16 protein-coding genes are annotated in these 18,064 nt (G+C 41.6%); all 16 read left to right on the forward strand.

Annotated features, from left to right (window positions below; genetic code table 11):
* Positions 1 to 125 precede the first annotated feature (125 nt).
* Positions 126 to 581: a ribosome maturation factor RimP gene (gene rimP, locus P20311_RS15330; RefSeq protein WP_008114543.1), complete on the forward strand. Its 456-nt coding sequence runs from the start codon at positions 126 to 128 to the stop codon at positions 579 to 581.
* A 38-nt stretch (positions 582 to 619) separates the two neighbouring features.
* Positions 620 to 2,119 (forward strand): transcription termination factor NusA, encoded by a 1,500-nt coding sequence (gene nusA, locus P20311_RS15335; protein ID WP_008114544.1) that lies wholly within the window; start codon positions 620 to 622, stop codon positions 2,117 to 2,119.
* 25 nt (positions 2,120 to 2,144) lie between these two features.
* Entirely contained in the window at positions 2,145 to 4,802 is a 2,658-nt protein-coding gene (infB, locus tag P20311_RS15340; RefSeq protein ID WP_008114545.1) for a translation initiation factor IF-2, read from the forward strand.
* 157 nt (positions 4,803 to 4,959) lie between these two features.
* Entirely contained in the window at positions 4,960 to 5,367 is a 408-nt protein-coding gene (rbfA, locus tag P20311_RS15345; RefSeq protein WP_008114546.1) for a 30S ribosome-binding factor RbfA, read from the forward strand.
* Complete coding sequence (gene truB, locus P20311_RS15350; protein ID WP_008114547.1) at positions 5,367 to 6,311, forward strand: tRNA pseudouridine(55) synthase TruB; 945 nt, start codon at positions 5,367 to 5,369, stop codon at positions 6,309 to 6,311. The genes rbfA and truB overlap by 1 nt, the downstream gene beginning before the upstream one ends.
* Positions 6,312 to 6,420: 109 nt before the next feature.
* Entirely contained in the window at positions 6,421 to 6,690 is a 270-nt protein-coding gene (gene rpsO / locus P20311_RS15355) for a 30S ribosomal protein S15 (RefSeq protein WP_006793376.1), read from the forward strand.
* 343 nt (positions 6,691 to 7,033) lie between these two features.
* A complete protein-coding gene (pnp, locus tag P20311_RS15360) occupies positions 7,034 to 9,160 on the forward strand; it encodes a polyribonucleotide nucleotidyltransferase (RefSeq protein ID WP_008114552.1) in 2,127 nt (708 codons plus the stop codon).
* A gap of 182 nt (positions 9,161 to 9,342) precedes the next feature.
* Positions 9,343 to 10,215, forward strand: a complete 873-nt coding sequence (nlpI, locus tag P20311_RS15365) for a lipoprotein NlpI (RefSeq protein ID WP_008114554.1) — start codon at positions 9,343 to 9,345, stop codon at positions 10,213 to 10,215.
* The gene (locus P20311_RS15370) at positions 10,199 to 11,338 is read left to right on the forward strand and encodes a hypothetical protein (RefSeq protein ID WP_008114556.1); all 1,140 of its coding nucleotides are present in this window, start codon (positions 10,199 to 10,201) and stop codon (positions 11,336 to 11,338) included. Before nlpI ends, P20311_RS15370 begins: the two co-directional genes overlap by 17 nt.
* 254 nt (positions 11,339 to 11,592) lie before the next feature.
* Entirely contained in the window at positions 11,593 to 14,385 is a 2,793-nt protein-coding gene (locus P20311_RS15375; RefSeq protein ID WP_008114559.1) for a monovalent cation/H+ antiporter subunit A, read from the forward strand.
* Complete coding sequence (locus P20311_RS15380; RefSeq protein WP_008114561.1) at positions 14,385 to 14,732, forward strand: Na+/H+ antiporter subunit C; 348 nt, start codon at positions 14,385 to 14,387, stop codon at positions 14,730 to 14,732. Before P20311_RS15375 ends, P20311_RS15380 begins: the two co-directional genes overlap by 1 nt.
* A complete protein-coding gene (locus P20311_RS15385) occupies positions 14,729 to 16,246 on the forward strand; it encodes a monovalent cation/H+ antiporter subunit D (RefSeq protein WP_008114562.1) in 1,518 nt (505 codons plus the stop codon). The genes P20311_RS15380 and P20311_RS15385 overlap by 4 nt, the downstream gene beginning before the upstream one ends.
* Positions 16,246 to 16,782, forward strand: a complete 537-nt coding sequence (locus P20311_RS15390) for a Na+/H+ antiporter subunit E (protein ID WP_008114564.1) — start codon at positions 16,246 to 16,248, stop codon at positions 16,780 to 16,782. The genes P20311_RS15385 and P20311_RS15390 overlap by 1 nt, the downstream gene beginning before the upstream one ends.
* On the forward strand, positions 16,776 to 17,045 hold the full coding sequence (locus P20311_RS15395) for a K+/H+ antiporter subunit F (protein WP_008114565.1): 270 nt from the start codon (positions 16,776 to 16,778) through the stop codon (positions 17,043 to 17,045). The genes P20311_RS15390 and P20311_RS15395 overlap by 7 nt, the downstream gene beginning before the upstream one ends.
* A 9-nt stretch (positions 17,046 to 17,054) precedes the next feature.
* Complete coding sequence (locus P20311_RS15400) at positions 17,055 to 17,387, forward strand: Na+/H+ antiporter subunit G (protein WP_008114566.1); 333 nt, start codon at positions 17,055 to 17,057, stop codon at positions 17,385 to 17,387.
* A gap of 131 nt (positions 17,388 to 17,518) precedes the next feature.
* Positions 17,519 to 18,016: a DUF2059 domain-containing protein gene (locus P20311_RS15405; protein ID WP_008114567.1), complete on the forward strand. Its 498-nt coding sequence runs from the start codon at positions 17,519 to 17,521 to the stop codon at positions 18,014 to 18,016.
* The last annotated feature ends 48 nt before the right edge of the window (positions 18,017 to 18,064 follow it).

Consider the following 18,064-nt stretch of genomic DNA (forward strand, 5'->3'; position numbering starts at 1 on the left):
GCCCCGCTTGGTTCGGGGCGTTGTTGTATCTGCACCGTTTGATTTAATGTTTATCGATTAAATCAAAATTTAAACTCAGTATTTTAGGGCTATAAGCCCTTTTTTTGTTTGTATGGAGGATTTTCGTGACAAAACTTGAACAAGATTTAGTAACCATGTTAACGCCTGCGGTAGAAATGCTAGGCTTTGAATTACATGGTCTTGAGTTTGTACAAGCGGGTCGCCATTCTACCTTAAGAGTATACATTGCTCATGAGGATGGAATTTCAGTTGACAACTGCGCCGATGCAAGTCGTCAAATTAGTGCGATTTTAGACGTCGAAGACCCGATTACAAACGAATATGATTTGGAAGTGTCGTCTCCTGGTGTTGATCGTCCATTATTCAAACAAGATCACTACGAGCAGGCGCAAGGAGAGGAAGTACGCGTGCGTACTAAGCTTCCACAAGACGGTCGCCGTAATTTTAAAGGCGACTTAATAGCAGTTAGCAGCGATATGATCACACTATCTAGCGATGGTGCAGAGCATTTAATCATGCTTAGTAACATTGAACGTGCGAACATAATCGCAAAGTTTTAATTCGAGTGCGAAGGAATAGGGCAAGCGAGGCATTACCCATGGCAAAAGAGATATTATTGGTTGCTGAAGCCGTTTCCAATGAGAAAGCGGTTCCAAAAGAAAAGATTTTTGAAGCTCTAGAGTTCGCATTAGCGACAGCGACAAAGAAAAAGCATGATGGTGAAATTGATGTACGTGTTGCAATTGACCGTAAAACTGGCGATTACGATACATTCCGCCGCTGGCAAATTGCTGCTGTATTAGAAGATGGTTCTTTAGAGAATCCATACAGCGAAATCACGTTAGAAGCTGCTCAAGTTGAAGAACCAGACTTGAAAATGGGCGACTACGTAGAAGAGCAGATTGAATCAATTAAATTTGACCGCATAACAACACAAATGGCTAAGCAAGTAATCGTACAAAAAGTACGTGAAGCAGAGCGTGCCTTAGTGGTTGAAGCGTACAAAGATCAGCAAGGCGAGCTAGTAACAGGTGTTGTTAAAAAAGCAACGCGTGATGCAATCGTTCTTGATTTAGGTAACAACGCAGAAGCGGTTATTTACCGTGACGACATGCTGCCACGTGAAAACTTCCGTCCAGGCGATCGTATTCGTGGTCTTCTATATGAAGTTAAACCAGAAGCACGTGGTGCACAGTTATTTGTAACCCGTTCTAAACCAGAAATGCTGATGGAATTATTCCGCATTGAGGTGCCAGAAATTGGCGAAGAAATGATTGAACTACGTGCCGCAGCTCGCGATCCAGGTTCACGCGCTAAAATCGCAGTTAAGTCTAATGATAAGCGTATAGACCCTGTAGGTGCGTGTGTTGGTATGCGTGGCGCACGTGTTCAAGCTGTATCGTCAGAACTTGGCGGCGAGCGTGTTGATATCGTTCTTTACGATGACAACCCAGCGCAGTTTGTTATTAACGCAATGGCACCAGCAGAAGTGGCTTCAATCGTAATGGATGAAGACACTCACTCAATGGATATTGCTGTTGAAGCTGATAACTTAGCACAAGCTATTGGTCGTAATGGTCAAAACGTACGTTTAGCAAGCCAGTTAACTGGCTGGGAATTAAACGTAATGACCGTTGATGAAATGCGCGCTAAGAACGAAGCTGAGTCAGATAAGTTAATTAACTTATTTACTGAAAACTTAGATATTGATGACGAGTTTGCGTCATTACTTATCAACGAAGGTTTCTCAACACTTGAAGAAGTTGCTTATGTACCTGCTTCTGAGTTTTTAGAAATCGACGGCTTAGATGAAGAAACAGTGGACGTATTACGTTCACGTGCAAAAGATGCATTAACAACGAAAGCCCTTAAAACGGAAGAAAGCTTAGAAGGCGCTGAGCCTGCTGAAGACTTACTTGCGCTTGAAGGCTTAGAGCGTCATTTAGCATTTGTTATGGCAAGCAAGGGTGTAGTAACACTTGAAGACTTAGCTGAGCAAGGCATTGATGAGCTTGTAGATATTACAGAGCTATCTTCAGAGAAAGCGGGCGAGCTAATTATGGCTGCACGTAATATTTGTTGGTTTGCAGACGAGTAATTTATTAACGGAGGTATTAGAGACTATGGCAGAAGTAAATGTTGAAAAACTAGCCGGTGATATAGGTACAACTGTTGATAAATTACTACAGCAGTTTTCACAAGCCGGTATTACCAAACAAGCAGGTGAGAATGTAACAGAAGCTGAAAAAGCAACGTTACTTGATCACCTAAGCAAGCAACATGGCGGTACTGGGTCTGAAGGTCCAGCACGCATGACATTGCAACGTAAGAGCAAAAGCACATTAAGTGTGACTGGCTCTACGGGTAAAGCAAAGGCAGTGCAAGTTGAAGTTCGCAAAACCCGCACTTACGTGAAAAAGAGTGCTGTTGAGCAAGAACAAGAACAGCAACGTCTAGCCGCTGAAGAAAAAGCGCGTCTTGAAGAGCAGCAAAAAGCTGCACAAGAAGCCGCAGAATTGAAAGCGAAACAAGAGGCAGAACGTAAAGCGAAAGAAGACGCTGATCGTAAAGCCAAAGAAGAAGCTAAACGCAAAGCAGATGCAGAGCGTAAAGCGAAACAACAGCAGATGACCCCTGAGCAAAGTGCTAAGTCTGAGAAAGATCGCATCGAAGCTGAGCGTCTGCAAAAAGAAGCAGAAGAGGCCGCATTGAAGAAAGCTGAAGAAGAAGCGAAACGTCAAGCAGAAGAGGCAAGAAAGCTAGCTGAAGAGAATTCAGCACGCTGGAAGAAAGAAGAAGAAGAACGTAAGAAACGCGAAGAAACCGCGGATCACCACCTTACGACTTCAACTTACGCACGTGAAGCAGAAGATGTAGCTGATGCTCGCGAAGAGCAAGGCTCACGCCGTGCGAAGAAAAAGAAAAAAGCGCCAGCAAAAGATAAATTTGCAGCGTCTAAAGGTAAAAAAGGTAAGCTAAAAGCGCCAGCGTCATTACAGCACGGTTTCCAAAAACCAACGGCTGATGTTAAAAACGAAGTGCGTATTAGTGAAACAATTACAGTTGCTGAGCTTGCATCACGAATGGCAGTTAAAGGCGCTGAAGTTGTAAAAACAATGATGAAAATGGGTGACATGGTTACGATTAACCAAGTTATTGACCAAGAAACTGCACAACTTGTAGCAGAAGAAATGGGCCATAAAGTTATCATCGTTAAAGAAAACGAATTAGAGCAAACAGTACTAAATGACCGTCATGAAGATGGTAAATCTGAGCCACGTGCGCCAGTAGTAACTGTAATGGGTCACGTTGACCACGGTAAAACATCAACGCTTGATTATATTCGTTCAGCTAAAGTTGCTTCAGGCGAAGCCGGTGGTATTACACAGCACATTGGTGCATACCACGTTGAAACTAACGGCAACATGATCACTTTCCTAGATACTCCGGGTCACGCCGCATTTACATCTATGCGTGCTCGTGGTGCTAAAGCGACTGATATCGTAATCCTAGTGGTTGCAGCCGATGATGGTGTAATGCCACAAACTAAAGAAGCGGTACAGCATGCTCGTGCAGCTGGCGTTCCTTTAATCATTGCTGTTAACAAAATGGATAAAGAAGGCGCAGATCCAGACCGCGTTAAAAACGAACTAGCTCAGCTAGACGTTATTCCAGAAGATTGGGGCGGTGATACGCAATACGTTCACATCTCAGCTAAAACAGGTCTTGGTATTGATGATCTTTTAGAAGCTGTATTAATGCAATCTGAGCTGTTAGAACTAAATGCACCAACCGAAGGTATGGCTGCGGGTGTTGTTATTGAATCACGTCTTGATAAAGGCCGTGGACCAGTAGCGTCTATCCTTGTTCAATCAGGTACGCTTAACCAAGGTGACATTGTATTATGTGGTCTTGAGTATGGCCGTGTTCGTGCAATGCGCGATGAAAACGGTAAAGACATTAAATCTGCGGGTCCTTCTATTCCTGTTGAGATTTTAGGTCTTTCTGGTATTCCAGCAGCGGGTGATGAAGCGACAGTAGTTAAAGACGAGCGTAAAGCACGTGAAGTTGCACTTTACCGTCAAGGTAAATTCCGCGATGTTAAATTAGCGCGTCAGCAAAAAGCGAAGCTTGAAAACATGTTTACTAACATGACTGAAGGCGATGTATCTGAAGTTAACGTGGTACTTAAAGCAGACGTTCAAGGTTCAATCGAAGCAATTTCAGACTCACTAACTAAACTTTCTACTGACGAAGTAAAAGTGAAGATTGTTGGTTCTGGTGTAGGTGGTATCACAGAAACTGATGCAACCCTTGCTGCAGCGTCTAACGCAATTGTAGTTGGCTTTAACGTTCGTGCCGATGCATCAGCGCGAAAAGTGATTGACTCTGAAAACTTAGACCTTCGTTACTACAGCGTTATTTATGCGCTTATCGAAGAAGTTAAGCAAGCCATGTCTGGTATGCTTGCTCCTGAGTTTAAACAAGAGATCATTGGTCTTGCTGAAGTGCGTGATGTATTTAAGTCTCCAAAAATTGGCGCAATTGCTGGTTGTATGGTTACTGAAGGTACTATCAAGCGTAGCGCACCAATTCGTGTACTTCGTGATAACGTGGTTATTTACGAAGGCGAACTTGAGTCATTACGTCGCTTTAAAGATGACGTACAAGATGTTCGTAACGGCATGGAATGTGGTATCGGCGTTAAGAACTACAATGACGTTCGCGTTGGTGACCAAATCGAAGTATTTGAAACAGTTGAAGTACAACGTACTCTTTAATTGTTATTAGGTGGTGTTGGACATTCAAGGTTGTACCTCGATAGCCCAACATAACCTATGCTAAGATTTTAAATGGGGGCTCAGCCCCCATTTGTGTATCCATTATTTAGTTAACTTATTATTGTTTTTCAATAAGTTATAATTTTAGGGAAGTGAAATGAGAGAATTTTCTCGCACTGATCGTGTTGCTCAGCAAATTCAAAAAGAAATTGCTGTGATTCTACAACGCGAAATTAAAGATCCGCGCTTAGGCATGGTGACAGTGTCTGCGGTAGAAGTATCGCGCGATTTATCTTATGCCAAAGTTTTTATCACCGTCTTTAACACTGAAGACGAAAATGCAGCAAAACAAAGTGCAAAAGTACTGAACGAAGCAACGGGCTATATCCGTTCGTTACTAGGTAAACGTATTCGCGCACGTATTATGCCAGAGCTTAAATTTGTGGTTGATAACTCATTAATGGAAGGGATGCGTATCTCTAACTTAGTGGACTCTATCATTCGTGAAGATAACGCTAAGCATGTTGATGATGAAAATGACAGCGAAGAAGGCACTAAAGACTAATGGCAAGACGCAGTAAAGGCCGTCCAGTTGATGGTATTTTGTTGTTAAACAAACCAGAAGGCATTTCATCAAACAAGGCATTACAGCAGGCTAAAGGTATTTATTTTGCGCAAAAAGCGGGGCACACAGGTGCGCTTGATCCGCTAGCGACCGGCATGCTGCCAATTTGTTTTGGTGAAGCGACTAAGTTTACCCAGTTTTTACTCGATACAGATAAAACCTATGTTGTTCGAGCTAAGCTAGGTGAACGTACGACCACATCAGACTCTGATGGCGAAGTGGTCGAAACTCGCGATGTGAATGTCACTTCCCAATTACTAAGCGAAGAAATTGCTAAGTTTTTAGGTGAGTCAGACCAATATCCATCAATGTATTCAGCGCTTAAATATGAAGGCAAGCCTTTATATAAATATGCGCGTGAAGGCATTGAAGTTCCTCGCAAATGTCGAAAAATTAACGTATTTAGCTTAACGCTTGATGAGTTTGATGAGCAAGCTAACGAAATACAAATGACTGCCCATGTATCTAAAGGCACATATATTCGTACTATCGTTGATGACTTAGGTGAAAACCTTGGCTGCGGCGCGCATGTGATTATGCTGCATCGTAGTGCTGTAGGGCATTACCCCGCAGATAAAATGGTCACACTTGAGCAGTTAGAAACGTTATTAAATCAAGCGAAAGAACAAGACGTTGCGCCTTCCACTTACCTTGACGAACTATTATTGCCAATGGATACCGCGTTAGTTGATTTACCCGTTGTGGAAATTACTAAAGAGCAGGGAATGGCATTTAGCCATGGTCAAGCTGTGGTGTTGGGTAAAGCCCTGCCTGAAGGTGCAATAAAGGTACTGGCTGACGGAATATTTATTGGTACGGGCGAACGTAATCCTGATGGCCATTTAAAATCAAAGCGCGGCTTGTCTAATCAACAACCAGAGTAAAGTTTAACTTGTAGTTATGCTGATAATTGGTAGAATACGCCCGCTTAATCGTTTTGGCTGAATTAGTGATCGGCTAAAGCACCTATTAAATTTAACTTTTGGAGTTATTATGTCACTAAGCAATCAAGAAAAAATCGATATCATTGCTAAATTCGCACGCGCTGAAGGCGACACTGGTTCACCTGAAGTACAAGTAGCATTACTTACTTTTGATATCAACAAGCTTCAAGGTCACTTTGCTGATCACAAGCATGACTTCCACTCACGTCGTGGTCTGCTTCGTAAAGTAAGCACTCGCCGTAAACTGCTTGATTACCTTAAAGGTAAAGATATCTCGCGTTACACTGCGTTAATCAAAGAGCTTGGCCTACGTCGCTAAGAACTTGATTATCAAAAGGGGAGCTTTTTAGCTCCTTTTTTTGTGTCTAAATTTCCCCATACCCACATCGATTAATCCCCTTGAAATATCAGCTAAAAGCCACATTGTAAGTAACAGCAAAGTACATAATTTAGCAACGCGTTTATCTCTGGACTAAGCTCGCAATTTTACCTGACTTTGTTATATACTATGGCGCGTAGATAAAAAGGTTTATTTACGGTTATTTACATCATTGCCAATTGTAGTACTTAATTGATTTCCAACTGAATACAATTATGTACTGTAATTGGTACTTTGATGAAAACTTAATTAATACTAAAAATACATTTAAGGAATATTTTAAGTGCAAGCAATTATAAAAGAATTTCAACTAGGTCAACACACAGTGACACTAGAAACAGGTGCTATCGCTCGTCAAGCTGACGGCGCAGTACTAGCAAGCATTGGCGATACGTCAGTACTAGTAACGGTTGTTGGTAAGCGTGAAGCTCAACCAGGTCAAGATTTCTTCCCGCTAACAGTTAACTACCAAGAGCGTATGTACGCTGCTGGTCGTATCCCAGGTGGTTTCCTTAAGCGTGAAGGTCGTCCTAACGATGGCGAAACACTTATTGCACGTCTTATTGACCGTCCAATTCGTCCACTTTTCCCAAATGGTTTCGTAAACGAAGTACAAGTTATCGCGACTGTTGTTTCTGTAAACCCTGAAATCCAACCTGATATGGTTGCGATGATTGGTACATCAGCAGCACTTGCTATCTCTGGTATCCCGTTCAGCGGTCCAATTGGTGCATCACGTGTTGGTTACATTAACGGTGAATACGTACTTAACCCGACACTAAAAGAGCTTGAAGAGAGCCAACTTGACTTAGTTGTTGCTGGTACTGATAACGCAGTACTTATGGTTGAATCAGAAGCAGACGTACTTGCTGAAGACGTAATGCTAGGCGCGGTTGTATACGGCCATGAGCAATCACAGTCTATCATCAATGCAATTAACGAATTTAAAGCAGAAGCAGGCAAGCCTACTTGGGATTGGACTGCACCTGAGAAAAACGTTGCATTAGAAGAGAAAGTAGCAACTCTTGCTGCTGATAAAGTAGGCGAAGCTTACCGTATTACTGATAAAGTAGCGCGTAAAGAAGCATTAACTGCTGCAAAAGATGCGGTTGTTGAAGCACTAACAAGCGAACTTGCTGAAGGCGAAACGCTTGATAAGCAAGAAGTAGGTAAAGTATTCGGTTCACTTGAGAAGAAAATCGTTCGTGGCCGTATCGCTGCTGGCGAAAAACGTATCGATGGTCGTGAACCAGATATGATCCGTGCTCTAGATGTAATGACGGGTGTACTTCCACGTACTCACGGCTCTGCAATCTTCACACGTGGTGAAACACAAGCATTAGTAACAGCAACACTTGGTACAGAACGTGATTCACAGTTAATCGACGATTTAACTGGCACGCACAAAAACCACTTTATGCTTAACTACAACTTCCCTCCATTCTGTGTAGGTGAAACGGGTTTTGTTGGTTCTCCTAAGCGTCGTGAAATCGGCCACGGTAACCTAGCTAAGCGTGGTATCCAAGCAGTAATGCCAACATTGACTGAGTTCCCATATTCAATCCGTGTTGTATCTGAAATTACTGAATCAAATGGTTCATCTTCAATGGCATCGGTTTGTGGTACGTCTCTAGCGCTTATGAACGCGGGTGTTCCAATTAAAGCCTCTGTTGCGGGTATCGCGATGGGCTTAGTTAAAGAAGAAGAAAACTTTGTTGTTCTTTCAGATATCTTAGGTGATGAAGATCACTTAGGTGACATGGACTTTAAAGTAGCGGGTACAACTAACGGTATCACTGCTCTACAAATGGATATCAAAATTGAAGGTATCACACAAGAAATCATGCAAATCGCGCTTAAACAAGCGAAAGCTGCACGTTTACACATCCTAGGTGTGATGGACGAAGCGATTTCTGCACCTTCTGAAGAACTGTCTATGTTTGCTCCGCGTATTTACACGATGCAAATCCCACAGAAGAAAATCGCTGAAGTTATCGGTAAAGGTGGCGCGACTATCCGTCAGCTTACTGAAGAAACTGGCACTACGATTGAAATCGGTGATGATGGCACAATCAAGATTGCTGCCACAGACGGTGAAAGTGCAGCAAATGCAATTAGCCGTATTGAGCAATTAACTGCTGAGCTTGAAGTAGGTACTATCTACGAAGGTAAAGTGGTACGTATCGTTGATTTCGGTGCGTTTGTAAACATTCTTCCTGGTAAAGATGGCCTAGTGCATATCTCACAAATTAGCACTGAGCGTGTTAACAACGTTGCTGATCACCTTAGTGAAGGTCAAGAAGTTAAAGTTAAAGTACTAGAAGTAGACCGTCAAGGCCGTGTACGTCTAAGTATTAAAGAAGCAATGGAATCAGCAGCACCTGCAGCTGACGAGTCTAAAGACGCGTAATTGCTAATCTTTCATCCAGATAATTACTGGATAGTATAAAAAGGGGCTGTTTAGCCCCTTTTTTTATGCTTTAATGTTAGCAATTAATTGTGTTCATCATACTCAACACATAACAGGAATGAACCTTACAAGACAGCTTATGTCTTATCTATTTGCTACTTACCTCGGTATTAAGGATTTTAATGAGACTTAAACATTTAGCCTTGGCATCTTTTGCTATTTTGTCTTTAAGCGCTTGTCAGGCTACTACTAAACCCACTGCAATTATTAATGTGCCATTTACTGCACCGCTTGCATCAGATTTTAGAAATGAAATTGCCATTGCACGTTTTTCAGAGCTATTAAACAGAGCAGACTTGAGTACAGAGCAACAAGCAAAGCTCTATTATGACCGTGGAGTACTGTTTGATAGCTTAGGTATGACGACTTTATCGCGAATTGATTTTAATCGAGCGGTTAAGCTCAAGCCCGATTTGGCTGAAGTTTATAACTTTTTAGGTATTCAGCATACTTTGATGCAGCAATACGAAAAAGCATACGAGTACTTTGACTCAGCCATTGAGCTAGACCAAGAGCATGAATATGCGTATTTAAATCGTGGTATTGCCTTGTACTATGGTGATAGAGCGACGCTTGCAAAAGATGACTTTAAAACATTCTTGGAGCGCTCTCCTAACGACCCTTATCGTGTGTTGTGGCTTTATTTAGCCCAAGCGGCACAAGATAAAACTGCGGCACTTGCTGCGTTAAAAGCCAATTCAGCAGCTCTTGATGAAAATGAATGGGCGTATCAGCTTATTGCTTTGTATGTGGGTGATATGAGTGAACAAGCCTTTTTTTCAGGCATAGCCGATGGTGTCAGCTCACAACAAGAATATGCTCAGCGTTTATGTGAGGCTTATTTTTACTTAGCTAAACAGCACCAAGCCGCAGGTGAGCTGGGTATTGCGACTGACTACTTTAGGTTGGCGTTGGCCACGAATGTGCATGAATTTATTGAATATAAGTACGCACGTTTAGAGCTTGAGTTGATGGCCAGTGAAAGCGCTGGCTAACTTTTTTAAATTAAGCGTTTTATTACTGTGCACTAGCTTTATTAGCAGCTCGAGTAATAAACAAAATAGCATTGGCTTTTGGCAAGTATTACATGCCAAAGCCAATGTAATTGACAGTTACTGGCAATTTCCTCGTTACTTTGCAAACCACATTTTGCAATTACCTACCACAGCCTTAGCAACCTTAGCCCGCAATAAAATAGCACATGCTCAATATGGCTATGGGTTGTCATTATTAAGCAATAATCAAACTGAAACGGCTAAGCTATTCTGGCAAGCAAGCTTAGATAAAATAACACTTGCACAACAAGCAAAGCTCGCCGACTTGTTATTCTCTCAAAAACGCTGGCAGGATTTAGCGCTATTAAAAAATCAAAATAAGCTTCCTAAAGGCGATACCTTTTATCACCTGCAATTACAGCAACAAGCACCCATAGAAACGTTAAGTAAATCATTTATGAATAAGTTAGGGTTTTTGGTTGCAAGCGAGCAAATTGCGATACAAAAGCAGTGTACATTTAATGTGTTAATGCTGAGCGATCACCGTGATGGATTATACAGGCTCAATCAATTTCGTAACGCGTACTTAGAAAACCCAGAGCCTAGCCCCAATACCTTTTGTTTTTCAAAACCAGTTTATGTGGGTAATGCAATTAGCTGTAATAGTACTGAATCCAAACGTGCTAAGTGCGATTGGCAGCAATCATCGCTTAAAAAGCAGCTTCCCGCGGAGTTTGATTTTGCAGTTATGATGCCCAAACAAGGTACTGCGAATGTAAAAAATGGTTTAATGCATATTAATTCACAGGCTAGCTACGCGGTGTTTTTACATGAATTAATGCACTTTAATGGCTTTGAAGATGAATATGTTTTACCGGTAAAAAAGCAAGCGTGGCTATGTCAGCTTGAGGGGTTGGTTGCCCCCAACTTATTTATTGCAAAAAAGTCAGATGCTCCCAAAGGGTGGCACAAAAGCCAGAGTTGCCAACAAGGTGGTACAGCCTATAAGCCCAGCGCAAAGTGGTCGATTATGCAATATCAGCAGTTAGGGCTATCTGCGCAATACCGCATGTTGTGGCAAACCCACATAGCACTCAATGCTCATTTATTTATTCGCTTTTAGTGATTAAATACTCGGCTGTAAACTGTTCAAAAGCTGAGCTTGTTTTGCCTCAGTTCATTAATTTATAGGCATTTTTGTTTGATTATTATCCCGCTAGTGGCGCTTTCTATAGACAAAAACTGCGTTTATCAGTATAACTGTACGTATTAATGTTGTTAAAAAACAGACATAAAACGTATACCCAAGTCACTTTGGTATTTAATAATAACAAGTAGCGAATTGATAAACTTTATGATTCAAAAAGGCCCTTCATTATGACTTTGCTCTGGATACCCCTGTTATCCTTATTAGGCAGTGTTATTTCTGCATGCACCGGCAAACTTTCTCGAAATCAGGCAACGAGCCTAACGGCTATTGCGCCATTAGCCGCGCTTGCAATTACACTTTATCATGCGCCTGCGGTTCTCGCGGGAGAAACCATTCGTTTTAGCGCGCAGTGGATACCTGCTTTAGGGCTGGATATTTCCTTACGCTTAGATGGTTTGAGTTTACTGTTTTTATTTATGATTTTAGGAATAGGGCTGCTGGTTATTTTGTATGCCCGTTATTACCTAAGTCAAAACGATTCACTGCCAAAGCTATTTAGTTACTTAATGTTATTTATGACCGCCATGCTGGGCATTGTTATGTCAAACAATGTGATTCAGTTATGGGTATTTTGGGAGCTAACCAGTATTAGCTCGTTCTTGCTGATCAGTTACTGGTGGCATAAATCAGAGGCGCGCAAGGGGGCGCGTATGGCACTGGCGGTAACAGGTGCCGGTGGTTTAGCTTTACTGGGTGGTTTAATGTTGTTAGGCGACATTGTTGGCAGTTACGATTTAGACACCATTTTAGCCAGTAAAGCGATTATTCAATCTCACGACTTATATGAATTGGCATTGGTATTAGTTTTACTAGGTGCTTTTACTAAATCTGCACAATTCCCGTTTCATTTTTGGTTACCGCACGCCATGGCTGCACCTACGCCGGTTAGTGCGTATTTACACTCTGCGACTATGGTAAAAGCGGGTATCTTTTTACTTGCGCGTTTTTATCCCGCATTGGCGGGTACCGATACCTGGTTTTTATTGGTCGGTTTGACCGGTTTAACCACGTTATTATTTGGCGCTTATATCGCGTTATTCAAACATGATTTAAAAGGCTTATTAGCCTATTCAACGATTAGTCATTTGGGCTTAATTACGTTATTACTTGGTCTAGATACACAGCTTGCAACCGTTGCCGCTATTTTTCATATTATTAACCATGCGACGTTTAAAGCGTCGTTATTTATGGCAACCGGTATTATTGACCATGAAACCGGTACCCGTGATATGCGCAAACTCAATGGCATGTGGCGCTACTTACCGTATACAGCCACCCTGGCGATGGTCGCTGCTGCCGCTATGGCCGGTGTACCGTTATTAAATGGTTTCTTATCAAAAGAAATGTTCTTTGCTGAGACACTGCATCAGCAGGTGCTTGGCTCTATGTCTTGGTTAATTCCGGTGCTAGCGACTGTTGCGGGCGCGTTGTCGGTGGCGTACTCATCACGCTTTATTCATGACGTGTTCTTTAATGGTGAGCCAATTGATTTACCGCGTACCCCTCATGAGGCGCCGCGTTATATGCGTGTGCCTATCGAAATTTTAGTGGTGCTATGTATTTTAGTGGGTATTTTCCCGCACTTTGCCGTCGACGGTATCTTGTCGGCTGCATCACTGGCCGTACTGGGTCAAGCAATGCCGGAGTACAAGTTGACGATTTGGCATGGTTTCAACTTACCTCTACTTATGAGTGGTATGGCGGTGATTGGTGGTTTATTTATTTACGTTAATCGTAAGTACTTGTTCCAGTTCCAGGCGTCGTTACCTCCTTTTAATGCTAAAAAAATCTTCGAGCGTTTTTTAGCGGTAGTGGTTAATTGGTGTCAAAACAAAATCCAATCAACAGAAAATGGCTCATTACAACGCTATGTATTTATTATGTTAGGTGTTGTATTACTTGCCTCTGGTTGGCCATTATTTGAAATGAAACAGCTAGCTGGCAGTGTGCCTAATACTCCGGTTGACATTCAAAACGCAATTGGTGCAGGGCTACTCATAATAGGCGCAATTGCTACCGTTATTTGGCATCGAATTCGAATGGTGTCGTTATTAATGCTGTCGATTGTGGGTTTAATGGTGTCGGTGGCGTTTACCCGTTTTTCAGCGCCTGACTTGGCTTTAACGCAACTTACAGTTGAAGTAGCCACTATTATACTATTAATGTTGGCACTGTTTTTCTTACCACAAAGCACGCCGAGAGAATCTAGCTCGTTGCGCATTTTACGTGATGTGGTTATCTCCTCTACCGTAGGGGTGATTATTGCTAGTATTTGTTACGCTTTACTGACTCGACCGCTTGATTCAATTTCTGAGTTCTTTATTGCTAACGCCAAAATAGGCGGTGGTGGTACTAACGTGGTTAACGTTATTTTGGTTGATTTTAGGGGCTTTGACACCTTAGGTGAAATTACCGTGTTAGGTATTGCTGCACTGGGTATATTTAAACTGCTATCAAGAATTCCACTTTATATGCCTGCAAGCGATAGTGAAGGGCGTCCATGGTCTAAAGATCGTCATCCTATTTTATTGGCTTGTATTTCACAAAGCTTACTGCCATTAGCGTTATTAGTGTCAGCTTATATATTCTTACGTGGTCACAACTTACCTGGTGGTGGGTTTATAGCTGGTCTCGTAACCTCTATAGCCTTTATTTTACAATATATGGCACATGGTACTGCGTGGATAAATGAACGCTTTGATGTTAACTATCGCAAAATTATTGCATCAGGCATTGCTATCGCCATGTTTACAGGTGTGGGAAGTTGGTTCTTTGACAAGCCATTTTTAACTACCTGGTTTGATTACTTTGATATTCCGTTTGTTGGTAAAACAGAGCTTGCCAGCGCCATTGTATTTGATTTGGGCGTGTACTTAACCGTTGTTGGCGCTACGCTGATGATCCTTGCGAGCTTAGGTAATATGACAGCGAACGCAGAGAAAGAAGAGGTAAATATTTAATGGAACTGTTATACGCATCTTGCGTTGGCGTGCTAGTCACCTGTGGCGTGTTCTTATTATTAAGAGCGCGAACATTCCCTGTGGTATTGGGGCTGACAATGATTTCTTACGCGGTTAATTTGTTTTTATTCTCATCAGGGCGCTTAACAATTAATAAAGCCGTGGTACTAGGAACGGGCGCTGATTATGCCGATCCGCTGCCACAAGCCTTAGTGTTAACAGCCATTGTAATTGGCTTTGCTATGACTGCGTTTGTGGTTATTTTATCTATTCGTGGCCGAGCAGATTTAGGTAACGATCACGTTGATGGCAGCCTAACCAGAAGTAAACGCAAGGAGAGAAAATGATTCAGCATTTAGCATCTTTGCCTATTTTACTGCCAATGTTAGCAGCAATTATTTTGTTGCTTCCACCGTGTGGCAAAAGCTTATTTGCACGTCGATTAACGTCTAGTTTAATGGCTATTTTAACCTTTGCAGTCACGGTATTACTGCTGGTTCAGGTTAAAGATAACGGTATTATTGTTTATGCAATAGGTAACTGGTCTGCACCATTTGGTATTGTCCTGGTTGCAGATATGCTCTCGACCTTGTTAGTTACCTTAACCGCCTTTTTGGGTGTTGGCGTGGCTTTATATGGCTGTGCTGGTGATGATGAACAAGGTAGCTTTTTCCATCCTTTAATCCATTTTTTGATATTAGGGGTAAATGGTGCATTTTTAACAGGCGATTTATTTAACGTCTTTGTATTTTTTGAAGTGTTATTAATTGCCTCTTATGCGCTATTAATGCACGGTGGCGGCAAGCCCAAAACGCGCGCAGCGCTGCATTATGTTATTTTAAATTTAGTTGGTTCAAGCGTGTTTTTAATTGGTTTAGGTATTTTATACGGAGTATTAGGCACTTTAAATATTGCTGATATGGCTAATAAAGTACCACTGCTAACCGGTGATGATGTTTATTTAGCAAAAGCAGGCGGGTTACTATTACTCGTTGTATTTGCACTTAAAAGTGCGTTATTACCATTGCATTTATGGTTACCAAACGCCTATTCAAGTGCGACACCTGTGGTTGCTGCATTATTTGCGATTATGACCAAAGTAGGCGTTTACGCAACCTTACGTGTATACACTGTTATTTTTGGTGAACAAGCTGGCGAACTTGAGCATATGGCGCAGTCTTGGTTATGGGCGCTGGCTATTGCCACTATAGTGATTGGTGCAATAGGGGTGTTAGCCGCACAAGATTTGCGTAAGCTTACCGCTAATTTAGTACTGGTTTCTGTAGGGACGTTGGTGGCATTAGTGGCACTACAAAACATAAATGCCACCGCTGCATTGCTTTACTATTTAGTGCATTCAACGTTAGTGACTGCGGCGCTATTTTTACTTGCTGATTTAATTGCAACACAACGAGGTAAAGCTGGTGATCGATTAGTTGGAGGTCGTGCAGTAAAACAACCATTTTTATTAGGGGCGTGTTTTATTATTGCCGGTTTAACCGTTATTGGGATGCCACCTTTCTCGGGCTTTGTTGGCAAAATTTGGATTTTAAAAACCACATTAAATAGCGAACAAGCACTGGTATTTTGGCCTGTTTACTTAATTATGAGCTTAGCGCTAATTGTGGCTATATCACGTGCGGGTACTAGTTTGTTTTGGGAACGTAAAGACAAAACAGGTGATGCTAGCGATGCTGCCAATGCCCACCCGCTACAAGTGACCGTGTTAGTTGGTTTATTGGCAAGTTCAATACTACTGGTTATTTTTGGTGACGTGGCAACACAGTACGCCCTCGAGGCGGCAACACAGCTTCACGATATTAGTGGTGGTATTAATGCGGTACTTAAGGGAGGTATGTAATGCGCTTACAAGCTCGTTTTCGTTGGTTACCTACGCCGTTTCGTAGTCTGTTTTTATTTATAGTATGGCTATTATTAAATAACAGTGTGTCGGTAGGGCATATTATATTAGGAGCGATATTAGCATTGTTAATACCGTTATTTAGTATGTCATTTAGAGATCCGCAACCGCTGATACTAAAGCCTGGGCTGGCATTTAAGCAGTTACTGATCGTACTTTACGATATTATTGTGGCTAATTTGCAAGTAGCATTATTAATTCTAGGCCCTTCAAAAAATCTGCGTCCAGGCTTTGTTAAAGTGCCTATAGATTTAATGCATGAAATGCCAATTACTATTTTAGCCAGCTGTGTGTCTTTAACGCCGGGTACGGTAAGTGCCGAGGTTTACCCGCTGATTAAATCGCTTAATGAAGACGATGAACCGATACAGCGTTATTTATTAATTCACGTGTTAGATTTAGGTGATGAGCAAGCGCTTATTAAACAAATTAAGGCACGTTATGAAGCTCCCCTAAAGGAGATATTTCAATGTTAGATACAGTATTACTGATTGTTTTTTCAATGGTTGGATTGTCGTTATTACTTAATCTATGGCGACTTATTATTGGCCCATCTGTTCCAGATCGTATTTTAGCGCTAGATACTATGTACATTAACGTGATTGCACTGATTATTTTATACAGTATTAGTATGGGTACGGGGTTGTACTTTGAAGCAGCCTTACTTATTGCCATGCTTGGGTTTATAAGTACGGTAGCAGTATGTAAGTATTTACTTCGTGGCGACATAATTGAGTAAGGTATTAAAATGATAAGTGAATGGATCGTATCAATATTACTGCTGTTAGGCGGGTTATTTATTTTAATTGGCTCAATTGGCTTAATCAAATTGCCTGATTTTTTCATGCGTTTACATGGGCCAACGAAAGCGACGACTTTAGGTATGGCGAGTATACTTACCGCTGCCATGGTATTTTTTGCCAATTCAGTCAGTGGCTTAAGCGTAAAAGAAATTTTAATCACTATATTTTTGTTAATTACTGCACCTATCAGTGGCTACATGCTGATTAAAACCGCAATTCATCATAAGCTTAAAGCCAAAGAGGGAACAAAAGGACTCGATAATATCGAAAAAGATTAGCTTTGAGCACAAACGATTAAAAGCCGAATAAACGTGTGTTATTCGGCTTTTTTGTTTTTTGGTTGTCCCCATTTACAACACTTGTTGAACATGTAAGTATGACGCTAATTCAAATACAAAAGGATATTAATATGGGTAAGGTAATACTGCTTTCACTTTTAATTTTTTCAACTAACTTATATGCAGCGCAAACTGCCAAACAGCAAAAAATTGACGAGCTGGTAGAGGTGATGAACATGGACGCCATGGTTGACTCTATGTATGCGCAAGTTGAGGGCATGATGCAAAATATGTCGGTGCAAATGGGCGTAAAGCCAGATGAGAAAGCAATTTTCGACAAGTATTATGCTGATATGACCGAGGTATTAAAAACAAAAATGAGCTGGCAAAAAATGCAGCCGATGATGATTAACCTCTACGATAAACAGTTTACTGAACAAGAAATTAGCGACATGCTGGCTTTTTATAAGACTGAATCAGGGCAGGCCATTTTAAAAAAAATGCCACAGGTAATGCAAGAATCAATGCAAATGTCGCAGGCTTTAGTGCAAGACGCAATGCCTGAAATTCAAGCTATTGCTGGTGAGCTTGGTGAAGCACTTAAACAATCGCGAAGCGAAGTAAACTAAGCAAGTAACCCTCAAATTTAGCAGTCATTCTATGGTGGCTGCGCTTAT

The sequence above is a fragment of the Pseudoalteromonas sp. BSi20311 genome (genome assembly GCF_000239875.1).
Lineage (GTDB): Bacteria > Pseudomonadota > Gammaproteobacteria > Enterobacterales > Alteromonadaceae > Pseudoalteromonas.